This is a genomic window from Kocuria sp. HSID17590 (genome assembly GCF_003989485.1).
In the GTDB taxonomy this organism is placed as follows: domain Bacteria; phylum Actinomycetota; class Actinomycetes; order Actinomycetales; family Micrococcaceae; genus Kocuria; species Kocuria salsicia.
The window spans coordinates 98,201-116,983 of sequence record NZ_RBMB01000004.1; the positions used below are offsets into that span (position 1 = coordinate 98,201).

19 protein-coding genes and 1 riboswitch are annotated in these 18,783 nt (G+C 72.8%); all 19 genes read right to left on the reverse strand.

The window, feature by feature from the left end; translation table 11 throughout:
- Positions 1–72: 72 nt before the first annotated feature.
- Entirely contained in the window at positions 73–930 is an 858-nt protein-coding gene (gene lgt, locus D8M39_RS02125; protein WP_055084760.1) for a prolipoprotein diacylglyceryl transferase, read from the reverse strand.
- A complete protein-coding gene (gene trpA, locus D8M39_RS02130; RefSeq protein ID WP_083482473.1) occupies positions 927–1,784 on the reverse strand; it encodes a tryptophan synthase subunit alpha in 858 nt (285 codons plus the stop codon). Before trpA ends, lgt begins: the two co-directional genes overlap by 4 nt.
- Complete coding sequence (locus tag D8M39_RS02135; protein ID WP_371413724.1) at positions 1,781–3,958, reverse strand: bifunctional phosphoribosylanthranilate isomerase/tryptophan synthase subunit beta; 2,178 nt, start codon at positions 3,956–3,958, stop codon at positions 1,781–1,783. The genes trpA and D8M39_RS02135 overlap by 4 nt, the downstream gene beginning before the upstream one ends.
- Before the next feature lie 117 nt (positions 3,959–4,075).
- Positions 4,076–4,321 (reverse strand): HGxxPAAW family protein, encoded by a 246-nt coding sequence (locus D8M39_RS02140; protein ID WP_055084765.1) that lies wholly within the window; start codon positions 4,319–4,321, stop codon positions 4,076–4,078.
- A 127-nt stretch (positions 4,322–4,448) separates the two neighbouring features.
- Positions 4,449–5,117, reverse strand: coding sequence for a Trp biosynthesis-associated membrane protein (locus D8M39_RS02145; RefSeq protein WP_055084767.1), 669 nt, complete (start codon positions 5,115–5,117; stop codon positions 4,449–4,451).
- 32 nt (positions 5,118–5,149) lie between these two features.
- Positions 5,150–6,709, reverse strand: a complete 1,560-nt coding sequence (locus tag D8M39_RS02150; RefSeq protein ID WP_055084769.1) for an anthranilate synthase component I — start codon at positions 6,707–6,709, stop codon at positions 5,150–5,152.
- A complete protein-coding gene (gene hisI / locus D8M39_RS02155; protein WP_126874284.1) occupies positions 6,710–7,105 on the reverse strand; it encodes a phosphoribosyl-AMP cyclohydrolase in 396 nt (131 codons plus the stop codon).
- Complete coding sequence (hisF, locus tag D8M39_RS02160; protein ID WP_126874285.1) at positions 7,105–7,869, reverse strand: imidazole glycerol phosphate synthase subunit HisF; 765 nt, start codon at positions 7,867–7,869, stop codon at positions 7,105–7,107. Before hisF ends, hisI begins: the two co-directional genes overlap by 1 nt.
- 51 nt (positions 7,870–7,920) lie before the next feature.
- Positions 7,921–8,766 (reverse strand): ATP phosphoribosyltransferase, encoded by an 846-nt coding sequence (gene hisG / locus D8M39_RS02165; protein WP_055084772.1) that lies wholly within the window; start codon positions 8,764–8,766, stop codon positions 7,921–7,923.
- A gap of 107 nt (positions 8,767–8,873) precedes the next feature.
- Complete coding sequence (locus D8M39_RS02170) at positions 8,874–9,137, reverse strand: phosphoribosyl-ATP diphosphatase (RefSeq protein ID WP_055084775.1); 264 nt, start codon at positions 9,135–9,137, stop codon at positions 8,874–8,876.
- Positions 9,138–9,186: 49 nt separating this feature from the next.
- A complete protein-coding gene (gene ribH, locus D8M39_RS02175; RefSeq protein ID WP_055084777.1) occupies positions 9,187–9,666 on the reverse strand; it encodes a 6,7-dimethyl-8-ribityllumazine synthase in 480 nt (159 codons plus the stop codon).
- Positions 9,663–10,526 (reverse strand): GTP cyclohydrolase II, encoded by an 864-nt coding sequence (locus tag D8M39_RS02180; protein WP_371413725.1) that lies wholly within the window; start codon positions 10,524–10,526, stop codon positions 9,663–9,665. Before D8M39_RS02180 ends, ribH begins: the two co-directional genes overlap by 4 nt.
- Positions 10,523–11,827 (reverse strand): 3,4-dihydroxy-2-butanone-4-phosphate synthase, encoded by a 1,305-nt coding sequence (gene ribB, locus D8M39_RS02185; protein WP_083482275.1) that lies wholly within the window; start codon positions 11,825–11,827, stop codon positions 10,523–10,525. Before ribB ends, D8M39_RS02180 begins: the two co-directional genes overlap by 4 nt.
- Positions 11,828–11,855: 28 nt before the next feature.
- Entirely contained in the window at positions 11,856–13,322 is a 1,467-nt protein-coding gene (gene ribD, locus D8M39_RS02190) for a bifunctional diaminohydroxyphosphoribosylaminopyrimidine deaminase/5-amino-6-(5-phosphoribosylamino)uracil reductase RibD (RefSeq protein ID WP_238693919.1), read from the reverse strand.
- Positions 13,319–14,026 carry a nicotinamide riboside transporter PnuC gene (pnuC, locus tag D8M39_RS02195; protein WP_126874286.1) on the reverse strand — a complete coding sequence of 236 codons (708 nt, stop codon included), beginning with the start codon at positions 14,024–14,026 and terminating at the stop codon, positions 13,319–13,321. The genes ribD and pnuC overlap by 4 nt, the downstream gene beginning before the upstream one ends.
- 143 nt (positions 14,027–14,169) lie before the next feature.
- Positions 14,170–14,343, reverse strand: a riboswitch (FMN riboswitch).
- A 191-nt stretch (positions 14,344–14,534) separates the two neighbouring features.
- On the reverse strand, positions 14,535–15,200 hold the full coding sequence (gene rpe, locus D8M39_RS02200; RefSeq protein WP_055082176.1) for a ribulose-phosphate 3-epimerase: 666 nt from the start codon (positions 15,198–15,200) through the stop codon (positions 14,535–14,537).
- Positions 15,201–15,369: 169 nt separating this feature from the next.
- Positions 15,370–17,148, reverse strand: coding sequence for an RsmB/NOP family class I SAM-dependent RNA methyltransferase (locus D8M39_RS02205; protein ID WP_126874287.1), 1,779 nt, complete (start codon positions 17,146–17,148; stop codon positions 15,370–15,372).
- The gene (gene fmt, locus D8M39_RS02210; RefSeq protein ID WP_055082180.1) at positions 17,145–18,068 is read right to left on the reverse strand and encodes a methionyl-tRNA formyltransferase; all 924 of its coding nucleotides are present in this window, start codon (positions 18,066–18,068) and stop codon (positions 17,145–17,147) included. The genes D8M39_RS02205 and fmt overlap by 4 nt, the downstream gene beginning before the upstream one ends.
- A 23-nt stretch (positions 18,069–18,091) precedes the next feature.
- A complete protein-coding gene (gene def / locus D8M39_RS02215) occupies positions 18,092–18,778 on the reverse strand; it encodes a peptide deformylase (protein ID WP_055082172.1) in 687 nt (228 codons plus the stop codon).
- Between the last annotated feature and the right edge of the window lie 5 nt (positions 18,779–18,783).

The following is an 18,783-nucleotide window of genomic DNA, read 5'->3' on the forward strand; positions in this document are numbered from 1 at the left end:
GACCCCGGGCCGGGTCCCGGGGTCTTCCTCGGCGCGTGCTGCCAAGCGGTGGTGCGCCGTCGGCGCCTTGTCTCAGGCGGCTGCCCCGACGGCGGGGACTTCCCGCTCCCGCCGTGTGTGACGTCCCGCGACCACGAAGATCGCGATCCCAGCCAGCACGATGAGCAGCGAGGTCCACACGTGCACGCGCACCCCCGCGACCATCAGTGCGGGGTCCACTCGCAGGAACAGCTCGATCATGAGCCGCCCGAAGCCGTAGAAGACCATGTACAGCGCGAACAGCTGACCGTGGCGCAGCTGGAACCGGCGGTCCAGGGCGAGCAGCAGCACCACGCCCAGCAGGTTCCACAGGCTCTCATAGAGAAATGTGGGGTGGAAGAGGGTGTCCGCGGGCAGCCCCGCCGGGAAGTTGGGCGAGGACGGGGAGATCTCCAGGCCCCACGGCAGGGTGGTGGGCCTGCCGAAGAGCTCCTGGTTGAACCAGTTCCCCCAGCGGCCAACGGCCTGGGCCAGCAGCAGGGCCGGGGCCACGCAGTCAGCGAAGACGGACAGGGACAGCCCGTTGCGGCGGGAGACGAACCACGCCGCGCCCGCCCCGAAGAGCACCGCGCCCATGATGCCGAGGCCGCCCTCCCAGATCCGGAACACCGCGAGCGGGTCCGCCCCGACGCCGAAGTACCCCGCGGGGTCGGTGATCAGCACGTGGTAGGCCCGCGCGCCCACAATCCCGGCGACGACCGCCCAGAAGATGATGTCCCACAGCACGTCCGGGTCCTGGCCCCGCGCACGCCAGCGGCGGGACGTCAGCCAGATGGCCAGGGCGATGCCCAGCAAGATGCACAGTGCGTAGAAGTGCAGGGTGAAGAGGCCCAGGTGGATGCTGCTGACGCTCGGGGACGGGATGGACGCGGGGACCACGAGCGCGGTCACTCGCGTCCAGCCAGGTGCGCGGCCAGGCGGCCGACGGCGTCGGGCCCGCCCTCGCCCAGGGCGCGAACGAGGGCCGTGCCCACGATCACGCCGTCCGCGTAGGCCCCGATCTCCAGCACGTGCTCCCGGGAGGAGACTCCCAGGCCCACGCACACGCGCTCGGCACCAGCCTCGCGCGCCCGCCGCACGACGTCCTCGGCGGCGGAGGAGACCTGGTCGCGGGTGCCCGTGACGCCCATGACCGAGACGGCGTACACGAAGCCCGATGCCGCGCCGACCGTCATGTTCATGCGCTCGCGCGTGGTGGAGGGCGCCACCAGGAAGATCCGGTCCAGGCCGTGCGCCTCGGATGCGGCAAACCACTCGGAGGCCTCGTCCGGGATGAGGTCCGGGGTGATGATCCCCGCTCCCCCGGCCTCCGCCAGCCGGCGGGCGAACTCGTCCACGCCGGTCTGCAGCACGGGGTTCCAGTAGGTCATCACCACGGGCACGGCGTCCGTCTGCTCGGCGACGGCACGCACCACGGTGAACACGTCTGCCACACGGAAGCCGTTGGCCAGCGCCTTCGTGGTGGCGGCCTGGATCACGGGACCGTCCATCACCGGGTCCGAGTACGGGATGCCGATCTCGATGACGTCCGCGCCGTTCTGTCCGAGGGCGACGGCGGCCGCGACCGACTCCTCGACGGTCGGGAAGCCGGCCGGCAGGTAACCCACGAGGGCGGGCCGCCCCTGCGCACGGCAGTCCTCGATGCGGCGCGAGAGTGCGGAGTCACCGTTGCGGGAGAGCCCGGCGGGGACGATGCGCTCGGTCAGCGTGGCGGGCGTGGTGGCGTTCGTTCCGGTGGTGCTCACAGTTGTTCGCCTTTCTGGGCCACGCGTTCCTCGTGGCTGTCCTGCGGGAGCATGTCGAACCACTCGGCGGCGGCGGCGACGTCCTTGTCGCCGCGCCCGGAGAGAGAGACCATGATGATCTTCTGGGCGGCGACCTCCGGACCGAGCTCGCGCACCCAGTTCGCGGCGACCTCGCGGGCCCCCGCCAGCGCGTGGGAGGACTCGATCGCGGGGATGATCCCCTCGGTGCGGCACAGCAGCTGGAAGGCGTCCATGGCCTGGGCGTCCGTGACGGCCTCGTACTTCACCCGCCCAATCGAGTGCAGATAGGAGTGCTCCGGGCCCACAGCGGGGTAGTCCAAGCCGGCGGAGATCGAGTGGGACTCCACCGTCTGCCCGTCCGTGTCCTGCATCAGGAACGTCCTGGAGCCGTGCATCACGCCCGGACGCCCGAGCGTGATGGTCGCCGCGTGGCGGCCGGTCTCCACGCCGTCGCCGCCTGCCTCGTTGCCGTAGAGCTCCACCGAGGCGTCATCCAGGAAACCGTGGAAGATGCCGATGGCGTTGGAGCCACCGCCCACGCACGCCGTCACGGCGTCCGGCAGGCGCCCGGCCTTCTCGAGGATCTGGGCGCGCGCCTCCTCGCCGATCTGCTCGTGGAAGTAGCGGACCATCGCCGGGAACGGGTGCGGGCCGGCCGCTGTGCCAAGCAGGTAGTGGGTGGTGTCCACGGAGGCCACCCAGTCCCGCAGCGCCTCGTTGATCGCGTCCTTCAAGGTGCGCGAGCCGTTGGTCACGGCCACCACCTCGGCGCCGAGCAGCCGCATCCGCGCGACGTTCAGCGCCTGGCGGCGGGTGTCCTCCTCGCCCATGTAGACGCAGCACTCCATGCCGAACAGCGCGGCGGCGGTGGCGGTGGCCACGCCGTGCTGGCCCGCGCCCGTCTCCGCGATCAGGCGCGTCTTGCCCATGCGACGGGCGAGCAGCGCCTGGCCGAGCACGTTGTTGATCTTGTGGGAGCCCGTGTGGTTGAGGTCCTCGCGCTTGAGAAACACTCGCACACCGAGCTCGGCGCCGAAGCGTTCGGCCTCGGTGAGCATGGAGGGCCGGCCCGCGTAGTCGCGGGAGAGCCGCGCGAACTCCTCGAGGAACTCCTCGTCCGTGCGGGCCTTGTCGAAGGTCTCGGTGAGCTCGTCCAGTGCGGCCACGAGGGACTCGGGCATCCAGCGCCCGCCGAAGTCCCCGAAGTACGGCCCCGGGGCCTCGCGCAGCGACGACGCCGTGCCCTGGGCGGTCTCCCCCGCCACCTGGGCGGCGGCGAACGCGGCCTGAGCGGCCGGCGGGGTGGCGCCATCCAGGTGCTCGGCCCGCGCGAGGGCGCCGACCTCACGGAAGCGGGAGATGCTCTGTGCGGGATCGTCGGAGGTCACGAGGACCTCCCCGGCGAGGACGGCGTTCGCACCGTGACCGGCGTAGAGCCGAATCTGCTCCTCGCCCAGCACACCGGACTCCGCCACGACCACGACGTCCTGCGGCATGGCTCCGGCGAGCCGGCCGAAGGTGTGGACATCCACCTCCAGGGTCTTGAGGTTGCGCGTGTTCACGCCGATGATCCGCGCGCCGGCGGCCACCGCTCGCTCGACCTCCTCCGCCGTGTGCGTCTCCACGAGGGCGTGCATGCCGAGCTCGTGGGTGAGCTCGAGCAGGTGGCGCAGTGCGGCGTCGTCGAGCGCGGCGACGATGAGCAGAACGAGGTCCGCTCCGTGCGCGCGGGCCTCCCACACCTGGTAGTCCTCGACCACGAAGTCCTTGCGAAGCACGGGGATGCCCACCGCGGCGCGGACGGCGTCGAGGTCAGCGAGCGAGCCGCCGAATCGGCGCTGCTCCGTGAGCACGGAGATCGCCGAGGCACCTCCGCGCTCGTAGCTCGCGGCCAGCTCCGCCGGGTCCGTGATCTCGGCGAGCTCCCCCTTGGAGGGGCTCGAGCGCTTGACCTCCGCGATCACCTGCACGCTCGCGGGCTCCGAGCCGCGCAGGGCGGCCTCGGCATCGAGCGCGGGACCGCGCTGGGCCACGGCACGCTGCAGCTCCTCGAGGCTCACCGCGGCCCGGCGGGTCTCGAGGTCCTCACGCACCCCCTCGATGATCTGGTCCAGCACCGTAGCGCTGTGCTGCTGCGTCATGCGTCTCCTCATTCGTCGGTCCGCAGGCCGGTGCCGCAGCACCCGGCGTGCGGAAGACGATGACCAGTTCCGCGGTGCGTGGAACTGGTCATCGTCGATGGTTGTGCGTGCTGGTCCCGGACTCGGGGATCAGTGGGACGCGGTCTTTGAACCGCCCTTGCCGTAGCCCATGGCCTTCAGGACAATCCCCACGATCACGCCCACCACGATCAGGCCGACACCCACCACGGTGACCGGGGTGGAGGCCATCACGAAGCCGGTGCAGCCGACGATGACGCCCACGGTCATCACGGCCACGCAGGCCCACCCGGCCACGGTGTTGCCGTGGCCCACCGCGGCGGTGTGGTCCAGGATGATCTGATCGGTGTTCGACATTCGTGTCCACTCTCCCGTGCCGGTTGAGCCTGTGGCCCATGGTGTGCTGCGCCCGCGTAGTGCGCGGGTCGGATTCTCTGGCTCCATTGTGCCACTATCCGGCGTCTGCCCCGGGCAGCCACGCGACTCAGTCTCCGGTGGGATCCTCGCCGCGGGTCAGGGCGTCCCAGGTGTCGATGTCGTCCGCGTGCTCCGCGGCCTGAGCCTGCCCCACCGTGGTCGGGGTGCCGACGTCGCCCGGCGCGGGGGTGCCCGACGTCGCCGTTGCCGACGCCTCTCCGTTGCCACCCTGGGCCCCCGCGCCCGTGACCGCCGCGCGGTCGTAGCGCTGAGAGGCCTGGCGGCGCACGCGCTGGGCGACCAGGACGAGCCACACCCCGCACAGCCCCAGCAGCACCGCGGCGGCCACTGCGCCCCAGGGCCACCCGGTGAGGGCGTAGTCGCCGCCCTCGTTGATCACGCCGGTGCGCGTGCCCACGGTGGGCTGCGCCGCGGCGCGGGCGTCGGTGGTGACGGCCAGGACCGCCACCACCGCCCCCGCACCCGCCAGTGCCACGACGACACCGACGACGCTGCGCAGCCACCGGCCGCCGAGCACGGACGCCACCGCCGCGACGGCGGCCACGAGGCCCAGGGCGGTCACGGCCGGAGCGGCGTCGGAACCCGTCACATCCACCGTGACCGGCTGCAGGGACGTGGTGACCCCGGCGTGGATCCAGGTCTGTGTGGTGGTGCCGAACAGGGCCAGGGCACACAGCAGCGTGACCAGGACGGCGGGTGCGGTACGGCGCAGCAATCTCAGCTCCTCGCGGGATGCGGTGGGGGTTCTCAGCGCTGCAGGGAGCGCAGGGACTCGGCGATCAGCGCCGCCCGCAGCGGTGCCGTGGCCTTGTTGAGGGACTCGAGGGCTTCCGTCTCCGGATCCGAGTCCGCCACGATACCCCCGCCCGCCTGGACGTACGCCGTGCCCTCGAGAAGCAGCGCGGTGCGGATGGCGATGGCCATGTCCATGTTGCCCGCGAAGTCCATGTACCCGACCACGCCGCCGTACACCGCCCGGCGCAGCGGCTCGTACTGGTCGAGCAGCCGCAGGGCGCGCGGCTTGGGCGCACCCGAGAGGGTCCCGGCAGGGAAGGTTGCGGCGAGCACGTCGTACGCGCTGACGTCCTCGCGCATGCGGGCCACCACGGTGGAGCACAGGTGCATGATGTGGCTGAAGCGCTCGATCTCCATGAACTCGCTGACGTCCACGCTGCCGGGCTCGGCGATCCGCGAGAGGTCGTTGCGCGCGAGGTCCACGAGCATGAGGTGCTCCGCGCGCTCCTTCTGGTCCGCGAGCAGCTCCTGGCCCAGGGCCACGTCCTCGTCCACCGTGGCGCCCCGCGGCCGTGAACCGGCAATGGGGTGGGTCACGGCCTGCTTGCCGGTGACCGTGACGAGCGCCTCGGGCGAGGACCCCACGATCGAGTAGGGCCGCCCGTCCGCGTCCTGGAACGAGTAGAGGTACATGTACGGGCTCGGGTTGATCCGGCGCAGCGTGCGGTAGACGTCCAGGGAGCTCGCACCGCACTCGGCCTCGAAGCGGCGGGAGACGACCACCTGGAAGATGTCGCCGTCCACGATCGCCCGCTTGCCGCGCTCGATCGCGGACATGAACAGCTCGCGGTCCCACGACTGGCGCACGGCGGACTCAACGTCCCCGGAGTCGAGGTCCTCCCGCTCCGTGACCGAGACGGTGGTGTGCCCGAGCGGGGTGGCCAGCCGGTCGACCATGGAGCGCAGCCGGCGGACGGCGTCGTGGTAGGCGGCGTCCGCGTTCTCGTCCGTGCCGTTGACGTTCACGGCGTTGGCCACGAGCATCACGGTGCCGTCCTTGCTGTCGTGCACCGCCATGTCCGAGACGAGGTTCATGGCGAGCTCGGGCATGTGGAGGTCGTCCTCCGGCGGGTTCGGCAGCTTCTCCCAGTGCCGCACCGCTTCCCAGCCCACGAAGCCGACCATGCCGCTGGTCAGGGGCGGCACACCTTCGAAGGGCTCGGTGTGCAGCAGCTCCATGGTGGCGCGCAGGGCCTCCAGGGGGTCACCGTCCACGGGAGCACCCGACGGCGCCTCGCCGAGCCAGTGAGCCTGACCGTCCTTCGACGTCAGCGTGGCCACGGAGCCGGCACCCACGAACGAGTAGCGCGACCACACGCCGCCCTCGGCCGCGGACTCCAGCAGGAACGTGCCGGGTGCGGGGTCGCCGTCGCGGGTGACGAGGCAGCGGTAGAGGCCCACGGGCGTCAGGGCGTCCGCGAGCACGGTGGTGCGCACCGGGATCACACGGCGCGTGCGCGCGTGCTCCCGGAACTCCTCGAGGGTGGGTGTGATGGTGCCGAGGTCCCGCATTCAAACCGCCTTTTCCGCGTGGAGGTCCCGCTCGTCGAAACATGTGCGTGAGCCCGTGTGGCACGCCGCGCCGGTCTGGTCGACGCGCACCAGCAGGGCGTCCCCGTCGCAGTCCAGGTGGACGGAGTGCACGGCCTGGACGTGGCCGGAGGTGTCCCCCTTGCGCCAGTACTCCTGGCGGGAGCGGGACCAGAAGGTCACCCGGCCCTCGGTGAGGGTGCGCCGCAGGGCCTCGTCGTCCATCCAGCCCAGCATGAGCACCTCGAGGGTGTCGTACTGCTGCACCACGGCGGCCACGAGCCCCGCGGGGTCCCTCTTGAGCCGCTCGGCGATCCGGGGATCCAGGACGTCCGCGCTGCCGGGTTGCTGCGTGCCGGTTTCCTGCGTGCCGCTCATCAGCGCACCTCGTGGCCGGCCGCCCGCAGGGCGTCCTTGACCTGGGCAATCGCCTCGTGCGGGCCGAAGTGGAAGATCGACGCCGCCAGCACGGCGTCCGCACCGGCGGCGACGGCGGGCGGGAAGTGCTCGGGCGCCCCGGCGCCTCCCGAGGCGATCAGGGGCACGCCCACCCGCTCGCGCACGGCGGAGATCATCTCCAGGTCGAAGCCGTTGCGCGTGCCGTCCGCGTCCATCGAGTTCAGGAGGATCTCCCCCACGCCGCGGTCCTCGGCCTCGCGGGCCCACTCCAGGGCATCGCGGCCCGTGAGGGTTCGGCCGCCACGCGTGGTGACCTCGAAGCCGGAGGGGGTGTTGCCCGTGCGCCTGGCGTCCAGGGAGAGCACGAGCACCTGGTTGCCGAAGCGGTCCGTGATCTCGTCGATCACCGCTGGGCGCGTGACCGCCGCGGTGTTGATCGATGCCTTGTCGGCACCGCAGCGCAGCAGCCGGTCCACGTCCTGCGGAGTGCGGACGCCGCCGCCCACGGTGAGGGGGATGAAGACCTCCTCCGCGGCGCGGGAGACGACGTCGAACATCGTGTCCCGCTCGCTCGAGGAGGCGGTGACGTCCAGGAACGTGAGCTCGTCCGCCCCGGCGAGGTTGTACCTGGCGGCGAGCTCCACGGGGTCCCCCGCGTCCCGCAGGTTCTCGAAGTTCACGCCCTTGACCACGCGCCCGGCATCCACGTCCAGGCACGGGATGACCCGTACGGCCACTCCCATCACGCCACCGTCCTCACTGTTGCGATCACTGCTTGCTGTCCGCGTGGGCGCTCAGATCCGCGCGGCCTGGATGGGCGAGACGAGGATCGCCCGCGCACCCACTTCGTAGAGGGCGTCCATGACGTTGTTGGTGTCGCTCTTGCGGACCATGGAGCGCACGGCCACGGCGCCGTCGCGGCCCAGCGGGGAGATGGTGGGCCCCTCCATGCCGGGGGTGATCTCGGTGGCCGCGGGGAGCAGGTCCTCGCTGATGTCGTAGTCCATCATCACGTACTGGCGGGCCACGAGCACGCCCTGCAGGCGGCGTCGCAGCACCTGCAGCCCCTCGGGCTCGGGCTCGTCGCCGCGGCGGATGAGCAGGGCCTCCGAGTGCATGATGGGCTCGTCGAAAATCTCGAGACCCGCCGCGCGCAGTGTGTTGCCGGTCTCCACGACGTCCGCGATGGCGTCCGCGACGCCGAGTCGGATGGAGGACTCCACGGCGCCGTCCAGGCGCACCACCTCGGCATTCACACCCTTTTCCGCGAGGTGGCGTTCGAGCAGCAGCTGGTAGCTCGTGGCGATCCGCTTGCCCTCGAGCTCCCGCAGGTCCTGGAACTGCCCGCGGGGACCGGCCAGGCGGAACGTGGAGCGGGCGAAGTCCAGCCCCAGCTCCTCGTGGGCCTCGGCGCCGGAGTCCAGCAGCAGGTCCCGCCCGGTGATCCCGAGGTCCAGGGTGCCGCCGCCCACGTAGATCGCGATGTCACGGGGGCGCAGGTAGAAGAACTCCACGTGGTTTTCGTTGTCCACGAGCACGAGTTCGCGGCTGCTGCGCCGCTGCCGGTACCCGGCCTCGGTGAGCATGGTGATGGCGGCTTCCGACAGCGCACCCTTGTTGGGCACGGCTACTCGCAGCATGGTGTTCCTTTCCGCGATGCGGACTCTGTGACGAGAACCCCGTGAAGGAGGACTCTGTGACGTGGGCGCTGTGACGAGGTGGGGCCTTCGCGCGGGCGGCGCGCGGCTCAGAGGTGCTTGTAGACGTCCTCGAGGCTCATGCCCTTGGCGATCATCATGACCTGCAGGTGGTAGAGCAGCTGGGAGATCTCCTCGGCGGCCTCCGCGTCCGTCTCGTGCTCGCACGCCATCCAGACCTCGGCGGCCTCCTCGACGACCTTCTTGCCGATGCCGTGGATCCCCGAGTCCAGCTCCGTGACGGTCTTGGAGCCCTCCGGGCGCCGCGCGGCCTTGTCGCTGAGTTCGGTGAAGAGGTCTTCGAAGGTTTTCACCGTTCCAGGGTAATGGGTGTGCGCGGCTGCCCCGAACCCGGGGCCGGGCTCACACGCCCAGCCCCCGCAGGGTCAGGGCGGTGCTCACGGCGGCGTGGGCGGCCTCGTAGCCCTTGTCCTCCGTGGAGCCCGCCAGCCCGGCGCGGTCCAGGCCCTGCTGCTCGGTGTCGCACGTCAGCACGCCGAAGCCCACCGGCTTGCCCGTGGCCACGCTGACGTCCGTCAGCCCCGTGGTCGCCGCGCTGCACACGTAGTCGAAGTGCGGGGTGCCGCCGCGCACGACGACGCCCAGGGCCACGACGGCGTCCGCGGACTCCGCGAGCCGGCGCGCCGCCACGGGCAGCTCGAAGCTGCCGGGGACGCGCACCTCGACCACCTTTCCCGTGTGCGCCTCCTCCAGGGCGCGGCGGGCTCCGGCCACGAGCCCGTCCATGATGGTGGTGTGCCAGCTGGCCGCCACCACGGCGACCGTGAGCTGCGAGGCGTCGAGCTCAGTGGCCTGGATGGTGGGGGCGCCGTGTCCGCTCATGAGTTCTCTCCTGGGGTGAGGTGGGTCAGGTGGTGGTGCATGCGATCGCGCTTGGTGCGCAGGTAGTCGATGTTCTCGTGCCGGGCGTGGACCTCGTGGGGCACCATCTGCGTGACGGTGATCCCGAGGGCCTCCAGCTTGGCGACCTTGTCCGGGTTGTTGGACAGCAGCCGGATCTCGGTGAGCCCCATGGCCGCGAGGATCCGCCCGGCGGCGGTGTAGTCGCGGGCCTCCGCGGGCAGGCCCAGCAGGGTGTTGGCGTCCACGGTGTCCGCGCCGCCGTCCTGGAGCTTGTAGGCCCGCAGCTTGTTGATCAGCCCGATGCCCCGGCCCTCGTGGTTGCGCAGGTAGAGGACCGTTCCGCCGTGGCGGGCCACCCGCTCCATGGCCAGGTGCAGCTGGGGGCCGCAGTCGCAGCGCCACGAACCGAGGACGTCCCCCGTGAGGCACTCCGAGTGCAGCCGCACGAGGGGCGGCAGGTGCGCCTCCTCCGGGGGTGGCGGTGCCGAGAGCGAGAGGTGCTCGGCCGCGGGGACACCGGAGGGTACGGGCACGCGCCACCCGACGGTGGAGAACGTGCCGTGCTCGGTGGGCACCACCACGGGCTCGCTGTGCTCGAGCTCCCCCGCGGAGGACGCCGCCGCGGTGTCCATCCCAGGGCCCGCCACGGAACCCGCCCGGCCCTCCGGGGCCGCGGTGCTCCCCGCCGGACCCGTGCCCTCCCCGGACGCCGCGGCGGCGCCCGCAGGGTTCGTGCCGGGCTCGGGGGCGACGGCGCCCACGGTTCCGTTCGTACGGAACCCGGGGGCGACGTCGTCGGCCCCCGCTGCCCTGCCGGCGTCTGGTTCGCGTGCGCTCATGCGGGCAGCCCTCCCTCCCGCTGCTCGGAGGGAACGTTCTGTGGAGCGGCGGTGGCGTCCAGGTGCTCGACCAGGTCCGCGATGCTGATCATCACCAGACCGTGCTGGTCCGCGAAGCGGCGCAGGGCGGGCGCGCGGAGGGGCTGTCCGCCGTCGTCCACGACCTCCGCGATCGCCCCCACCGGCTCGCAGCCCGCCAGGCGGGCGAGCTCCACCGCGGCCTCGGTGTGTCCCGCGCGTTCGCGGACTCCCCCGGCCACCGCGCGCAGCGGCAGGATGTGCCCCGGGCGGGTCAGGTCCGCGGCAGACGTGGTGGGCAGGGCGAGCAGACGCGCGGTCAGGGCACGGTCGCGTGCGCTGATGCCGGTGCTCACCCCCACCCGGGCGTCGCAGGTCAGGGTGTAGGCGGTGCCCTTCGCGTCCTCGTTGTGGGAGGTCATGGGTGGCAGCCCCAGCCGGTCCGCCGTCTCCTGGGGCATGGGTACGCACACCACCCCGGAGCTGTGGCGCACGGTGAAGCCCATGAGCGGCTGGGTGGCGTGCTGCGCGGCGAAGACCAGGTCCCCCTCGTTCTCCCGGTCCTCGTCGTCCACGACCACCACCGCGGCGCCGGAGGCAATGGCGGCGACGGCGTCCGGCACGGCGTCGAGCACCACGCCCCGGTCGGTGGAAGCCGCCTGCGGGGCGGTGAAGGCCCTGAGCCGCTCCGCGTACTTGGCCATCACGTCCACCTCCAGGTTCACGCGCGCACCGGGCCCGCGCACTCCCAGGGTCGTGGCGCGCAGGGTCTCCGGGATCAGCCCCACCTCGAACCACGCCGCGGCCTCGTCCGCCCCGGAGACGGCGGTGACCGTCAGCGAGACGCCGTCCACCGCCACGGAGCCCTTGACGGCCACGTAGCGCGCAAGCTCGCGCGGCAGCCCCACGCGCACCGTCTCCCAGCCCGTGTGCTCGGTGCGCTGCAGCACGGTGCCGACGCCGTCCACGTGGCCCTGCACCACATGACCGTCCAGGCGCTGACCGGCCGCCATGCAGCGCTCCACGTTGACCGCCTCCCCGCCGCGCAGCTCCCCCAGTGTGGTCAGGCGCAGGGTCTCGCCCATGACGTCCGCGGTGAAGTCCCCCGGCACGGACGCCGGGGCGGGCACTGCCGTGAGGCACACGCCGTTGACGGCCAGGGACCCGCCCTCCGGCAAGTCCGCGACGAGCGCCCCCGCGGACACGTGCAGGCGGGCGGCGTCCTCCGCGAGCCGTTCGACGCGCTCGACGGTGGCCTGGGATTCGACAATTCCAGTGAACAACGGGTCTCCTCGGTGACGGGGGTGCGGGTCAGGCGCCGCGCGGTGCGACTGTGTGGGCGGGCGGTTGCTGAGCAGCGGCAACGGCGGGTGCCGGACCGGGAGCCGCTGCGCGGCGGGATGCCGGATCGGGCGGGGCGGCACAGTGCTGTGCTGCACCGGGCATCGCCGTGTGGGATGGGCCAGGGTCGTGAGGCGCCAGATCCTGCGTGGTGGGATCCTGCGTGGTCAGATCCTGTGTGGTGGAGTTCTGCGTGGCTGGGCTCTGTGGCGCCGGGGCGCTGGTCGCCGCCGTGTCGAACGTCGCTGCGTGCAGGTCCGAGTCCGGGAACACCGTCTCCCGGGGTGCGGGCCGCAGGTGCCAGCGGAGGTCTTCGCCCACCGCCGCCACGGGGGATCCGCCCTTTGGTAGCCCCACCGGATCGCTCCGCCAGCGCGAGGCCCCCGTGAGCGTGCCGATCCCGAGCGGGGCCACGGATGCGGAGCCCTCCCCCAGCAGCAGGGGTGCCTGGTAGAGCCACAGCTCGTCCACGAGGTCCGCGGCGAGGAACGCCGCGCTCACGGTGGGCCCGCCCTCCACGAGCACGTGGGCGGCGCCGAGCTCGCGGAGGGCCTGCAGCGCCTCGGCAGGGTCGTGGGTTGCCAGGTGGACGAACCTTCCGTCGTCGCCGGAGGCCCCGGACCGGGCTGTGCTCTCCCCCGCCGCGACACCACAGCGCACGCGCGCGTGCTCCGACACCGGCTCCGTGGACATCACCGCGCGCAGCGGCTGCCTCTCGACCGGCGTCCCGTGGGCGTCCCGGGCCGTGAGGGACGGATCGTCCGCGCGCAGCGTGCCACCGCCCACCAGGATCGCGTCCACCCGCGAGCGCAGCGCGTGGCCCTCGGCCCGGGCGGGCGCGCCGGTGATCCACTGGCTCGTGCCGTCCGCGGCGGCCACCCTGCCGTCGAGGCTCTGGGCGAGCTTGAGGGTCACGAACGGCCGACGACGCCGCTGCGCCAGGAACCAGCGTTCGTTCAGGTCACGGGCCGGCTCGGCCAGCAGCCCGTGGCGCACGTCCACCCCGTGCGCGGCGAGGTGGGCCCCACCGCCGCGTGCGGCATCCGTGGCGTCCGGCACCGCGAAGACCACGCGGGGAATCCCGGCCGCAAGGATCGCGGCGGAGCACGGGCCAGTGCGCCCGGTGTGGTGGCACGGTTCGAGGGTCACCAGCAGGGTGGTGTCGCCCAGCGGCGTCCCCGCCGCGCGGGCCTGCCGCAGCACGTCCACCTCGGCGTGGTCCGTGCCCGCCCCGCGGTGGTGGCCCACGTGCAGCAGCGTTCCGGCGGCGTCGACGAGAGCGGCGCCCACCACGGGGTTCGCGCCGCGCACACCCCGCTGGGCCGCAGTCAGTGCCGCCCGCATGGCGGCTGCCTCGGCGGGAGTGAAGTTCTCCCCGCCCGCGGCGTGGTGACCGCCGCGGGGACGCGGCCGCGCGGCGTCGTCGTCAGCCGTCACCGCTCCTCCTCGCCCACGGAGAGGTGGAGGTCCGGGAAGCCCGTCCCGATCGTGGCGCTCCTGCGCTGCTTCGTGTTCACTCGCCACCACACGAAGAAGCCCGCGAGGGTGAACGCGCCGTAGAAGACGTACATGAGCCCGGAGGCGTAGTAGCCCGCGGAGAAGAGCAGCGGGACGCCCACGAGGTCCACCGCCACCCAGAACAGCCAGAACTCCACCCACCCTTTGGCCATGCCGAGGGTTGCGAGCAGGGAGCCCATGAAGATCCACGCGTCCGCCCACACCGGCTCGTAGGAGCCCAGCATGCGGAACACGGGCGTCAGCACCGCCGTGCCCGCCACCAGTGCGACAACCAGGACGATGCGCTGCCGCGGACCCGCCCACCGCGGCGAGACGGCCTCCTGCTCGGTGCCCCGCGAGCGGCGCCACTGCACCCAGCCGTAGACCGAGACGGCGATGAACATGACCTGGCGCCCCGCCTGGCCCAGCAGGTTCACGGGGTTGGGGGTGTCGAACACGGCGCCCAGGAAGACGGTCAGCAGGATCGCGTTGCCCACGATCCCCACGGGCCACGCCCAGACCTTCCGGCGCATCCCGCCCAGGGCGGAGAGCAGACCGAACACGTTGCCGAGCACCTCACGCCACAGGATGAACCCGTCACCCACGCGGATCTGCGCATCGAACAACCACCGCAGGACATCCATGGTGTCTCCTCTCACCCGCCACGACCAGTGGTTCCGGGGAGGAGGACGCACGCCGACCGGTCAGGGTCGTGCGGCGGACGGCGTCACGACGGAACCGGGTGCCCCCCGGTCAGCGGGTGAGCACGGCGGAACACCGGGACGCGCACGTGTGCCTACCATCCAGACTGTACTGTCGGCACCGGAATTCCACCGGTTCGGCCGTGATCCCGTGCGCTGCCCCGCCGGCCGTCAGGGGCCGGTGCGGGGGTGGCGCACGGTGTTCACGGTTCGCGGACTTTCACCGCCGGTTCGGAATTGCACCGACCCCGGAACACGTTGCTGCCCACAGTATGCCACGGCGGGTGGCCCCGGACGTGACGGGGGTTACCGCGGGTGACCCGGGGCGGCAGGACCGCTCCTGGGGCCCGGTCGCGGCACGGCCCCCGGTGCGGGTCAGTGCCCACCCGGGCGGGACCGTCCCCGGTAGGGCCGCAGCCGCGGGCAGATCCCGGTGGGCCGAGCCCCTCCGTCAGGCCATGTGCGACCGCGCGGTCTCCCGCAGTGCCGCGATGGCGGCCCCGGGGTCTTCCTTGCCGTACACCGCGGAGCCCGCGACGAACGTGTCCGCCCCGGCCTCCGCCGCACGGACGATGGTCTCCTCCGTGATCCCGCCGTCCACCTGCAGGGCCACCGTTCCGCCGTGGTCCTTCACCGCGGCGGCCGCCCGGCGCAGCTTGGGCAGCGTCACGTCCAGGAACTTCTGACCGCCGAAGCCGGGCTCCACGGTCATGATCAGGAGCATGTCCAGCTCGGGCAGCAGGTCCAGGTAGGGCTCGATCGGGGTGGCAGGTCGCACGGCGAGGCCCGCCTTCGCCCCCGCGGCCCGCAGCTCACGGGCCAGCTTGATCGGCGCGGCGGCCACCTCGGCGTGGAACGTCACGGACGCGCAGCCGGCCTCCGCGTACGCGGGAGCCCACCGGTCCGGGTCCTCGATCATCAGGTGCAGGTCCAGCGGGATCGGCGAGACCGCCTGGAGGCTCTCCACCACGGGCAGACCCAGGGTCAGGTTGGGGACGAAGTGGTTGTCCATCACGTCCACGTGTGCGGCGTCCGCACCGGAGATGCGCTGGAGCTCCTCCGCCAGGCGCGAGAAGTCTGCGGAGAGGATGGACGGGTGGATGTCGCAGCGTGACATGGGTTCCTCCTGGGAGCCGGTGGGCGGCCGGGGTGGCCGGGGATGGACGTGCCGGGGCGTGACGGGGTGTGTCTGGACGGTGCCGTCCGTGAGGGGCGGGCGGTGGCGCCCACCGGGCGTCTGACGCAGACCACCGACGCCGGGGTTCCGCCCGACGTCGGTGCGGGTGTCAGGACCGCCGGCGCAGGGCGACCATGAACATGGCGTCCGTGCCGTGCACGTGCGGCCACAGCTGGACGCTCGTGCCGCCGCCGGGCATCTCGTGGCCCACGGTGCGCTCACCGTCCAGGGCGCCGGGAAGGGCCGCGGAACGGGCCAGTTCTGCCGTGTCCAGGACCTCGACGTCACCGCGGGCCTCCAGCACCTCCTGGAGCACGTCGTGCGTCTCCGCGGTGTGCGGCGAGCACGTGGCGTAGAGCGTCACACCTCCCGGGCGGGTCGCGTCCAGCGCGGCGTCGAGAAGCTGCCGCTGGATCCCGGCCAGGTTGCCCACGTCCGACGGCGTGCGCCGCCACCGTGCCTCGGGCCGGCGTCGCAGCGCCCCCAGACCGGTGCACGGCACGTCCACCAGGACGCGGTCGAACCGGGCGGGCTCCGCACCGGGGACGTCCCGCGCGTCACCGACCCGCACCTGCCAGGCGGCCTCCGGGACCGGGGCGAGGGCGTTGCGCACGAGGTCGCCGCGGTGCTCGCTGACCTCGTTGGCCAGCAGCGTGGCGCCGCGCTCGTTCGCGAGCGCCGCCAGCAGGGCCGCCTTGCCGCCGGGGCCGGCGCACAGGTCCGCCCACCGACCGGCGTCCTCCTGCACGGGGGCCTCGGCGAGGACCCGCGCGACGAGCTGGGATCCGGCGTCCTGCACCCGGACCACCCCCTCACGGGTGCCGGGGATCCGGTGGACGTCGCCGCCCGCGCTCACGGCACTGTCCGGCACGAGGTCACCCGCGCGGGCGCCGTCGTCGACCGCGGCGTCGAGGGAACCCAGCCCCGGCAGCGCGACGAGGTGGACGCTCGGCGGTTCGTTGTCCGCCTCGAGCAGCGCCTCGATCTCCGCGGTGTCCCGCCCGTTCACGCGCAGGGCCCGCCGCATGGCACGGATCTCCCACGCGGGGTGCGCGTGCCGGACGGCCATCCGGCGGAGCTCGTCCGACTGCTCGGCCGTCAGCTGCTCCAGCCACTCCTCGAGGTTCTGTCGGGCGACCTTGCGCAGCACCGCGTTGACGAGCCCCGCCGGGCCCTGCCCCACCTCGCCGCGTACGAGACCCACGGTGGCGTCGAGGGCCGCGTGGTCCGGCACGCGCATGGCGAGCAGCTGGTGGACGCCCAGCCGCAGGGCGTCCAGCACGGCGGGATCGAGCTGGTCGAGCGGGCGGTCCACGCACTTCTCGAGCACGGCGTCCCACGTTCCCTGCCAGCGCATGGCCCCGTAGGCGAGCTCCGTGGCGAAGGCGGCGTCCCTCCTGTCCAGGCGGTTCTCTCGGACGAGCCGCGGCAGCACCAGGTTGCCGTAGGCGTCCTCGGAGTTCACCGCACGCAGTGCCTGGAATGCCGTCAGCCGTGCGGGGTCGGAGCTCCGACGCCGCTGGGCCGGGGCCTGCGCCGAGTAGGACCGCTCCTGCTGGGAACGGCGGTTGCGCTCGTGCCCGCGGGCGTTGCGGCGGGAGCCGTCACGCGACGGGCCGCGCCGGTCCCCTGCACCACTGCGCTCACCGGAGCGGTTGCGGTCGCCAGAGCCCGGTCGGTCGCTGGATCCCTGCCGGGTGCCGCTTCCGCGGGCGTCCCCGGAGCCCTGGCGGGATCCGTGGCCTCGGGCGCCCTCGGCGTCCCGTCGGCCACCACCGGTCCCGCGACGGTCGTTTCCGGGACCTCGCCGGTCCCCGGGCCCCTGGCCGCGGCGCTCACTGCGCCCGCCGGACGGGTTGCCGCCCCTGTCGTGCTGGTCCCGGCTCATGCGAACGCCACCTGTTCCCTGTTCTGCTGCCCACGCGCCCAGTCGAGCGCCGTCATCGGTTTCTTGCCGGAGGGCTGCACGCGGGTGAGTTCCACCGCGCACGATCCCGTCCCCACGTACACGTGCTTCTCGCGGATCTCCACGTGGCCGGGCGCGATGCCCGTGACCTCCGGGGCGGGGGCCATGCGCTCGACCTTGAACCGCTGCCCCTGGTACTCCGTCCACGCTCCGGGTTCCGGCGTGACACCGCGCACGCGGTTCGCCACCTCGGGGGCGGGATCCTCCCACCGCACGCGGGCCTCGGCACCGCTCAGCTTGGGGGCCGCGCTCGGTTCACCGCTCTGCGGTTCGGGCCGAACCCTGCCGGAGGCGACGTCGAGCAGCGAGTCCGCGAGCAGCGGCGAGCCCTCGCGGGCGAGCCGCTCCAGCACGGAGCCGGAGGTGTCCTCGGCGCGCACCTCGTCCGTGAGCGTGGCGACCACGGGGCCGGTGTCCATGCCCTCGTCCAGGACGAACGTGGTGGCACCGATCGTGGTGTCCCCGGCCATGAGGGCGCGCTGCACGGGTGCGGCGCCGCGCCAGCGCGGCAGCAGGGAGAAGTGCAGGTTGATCCAGCCGTGCTCGAAGACCTCGAGCGCCGGCGCGGGCAGCAGGGCGCCGTAGGCCACGACGGCCGCGATGGACGCGCCCGTGGCACGGAGATCGTCCAGCAGGTCCTCGGTGACGCGGTTCGCGGTGAGCACGGGCAGGCCGAGCTCCTCCGCGCGGCGTCCGACGGCCGACGGCGTGAGGACCTTCTTGCGTCCCACGGGTGCGGGTTCCCGGGTCAGCACGGCCACCACGGTGATCCGGGGATCGGCGTGCAGCGCCTCGAGCGGGGGCACCGCGGTCTCCGGGGTGCCTGCGTAGAGGACCTTCAGGGGTTCGGTGGGAGCGTTCGTCGTCATCGTGCACCTCCGCGCCCGAACGCGGAACCTGCACCCGGTGTGCTGCCGGGGGCGCCGAACGCGGAACCACCCGCGGCACGCGAGGAGCGGGCGTGAGCGGCGCGGGCGGCGTCGTCCCCGGACGGTGCGGAACCGGCGCCCGGGCCGCCGCCGAGACGCTGCTTTTCCCGCTCACGGGTGATGCGCGCGGCCGTCTCCTGGAAGGTGGCCTGGCGCAGCTGCCGCATGGCGTCCTTGCGCTCCTCCCCCACGAGCCGGTCCACGTAGAGCTTGCCGGAGAGGTGGTCGGTCTCGTGCTGGAAGCACCTCGCGAGCAGTCCCGTGGCCTCGCGCCGCACGGGCTCCCCGTGCTGGTCCACGCCCGTGAGCACCACGGAGTTCCGGCGCGGCGTCTCGTAGGACAGACCGGGGACGGACAGGCAGCCCTCGCCGCCCTCCTGCGGGTCTTCGCCGAGGCTCACCTCGGGGTTGACCACGTGCCCCTCGTCCCCCTGGACGCCCCACGTGAAGACGCGCAGGCCAACGCCCACCTGGGGCGCGGCGAGGCCCACGCCGCCCACGGCGTACATGGTCTCGAACATGTCACGGATCAACGTCTCCAGGGACTCGTCGAACTGCGTGACCTCCTGGGCGGGGGTCCGCAGCACGGGGTCCCCGATCGTGCGGATGCGCAGAATACTCACCGGGC

Coding starts and splice junctions, on each gene's coding strand:
- D8M39_RS02135 (WP_371413724.1), bottom strand. CDS start 3,958: ATGAGGAGACGCATGACGCAGCAGCACAGCGCTACGGTGCTGGACCAG.
- D8M39_RS02140 (WP_055084765.1), bottom strand. CDS start 4,321: ATGTCGAACACCGATCAGATCATCCTGGACCACACCGCCGCGGTGGGC.
- D8M39_RS02150 (WP_055084769.1), bottom strand. CDS start 6,709: ATGCGGGACCTCGGCACCATCACACCCACCCTCGAGGAGTTCCGGGAG.
- hisI (WP_126874284.1), bottom strand. CDS start 7,105: ATGAGCGGCACGCAGGAAACCGGCACGCAGCAACCCGGCAGCGCGGAC.
- hisF (WP_126874285.1), bottom strand. CDS start 7,869: ATGGGAGTGGCCGTACGGGTCATCCCGTGCCTGGACGTGGATGCCGGG.
- hisG (WP_055084772.1), bottom strand. CDS start 8,766: ATGCTGCGAGTAGCCGTGCCCAACAAGGGTGCGCTGTCGGAAGCCGCC.
- ribH (WP_055084777.1), bottom strand. CDS start 9,666: ATGAGCGGACACGGCGCCCCCACCATCCAGGCCACTGAGCTCGACGCC.
- D8M39_RS02180 (WP_371413725.1), bottom strand. CDS start 10,526: ATGAGCGCACGCGAACCAGACGCCGGCAGGGCAGCGGGGGCCGACGAC.
- pnuC (WP_126874286.1), bottom strand. CDS start 14,026: ATGGATGTCCTGCGGTGGTTGTTCGATGCGCAGATCCGCGTGGGTGAC.
- rpe (WP_055082176.1), bottom strand. CDS start 15,200: ATGTCACGCTGCGACATCCACCCGTCCATCCTCTCCGCAGACTTCTCG.
- D8M39_RS02205 (WP_126874287.1), bottom strand. CDS start 17,148: ATGAGCCGGGACCAGCACGACAGGGGCGGCAACCCGTCCGGCGGGCGC.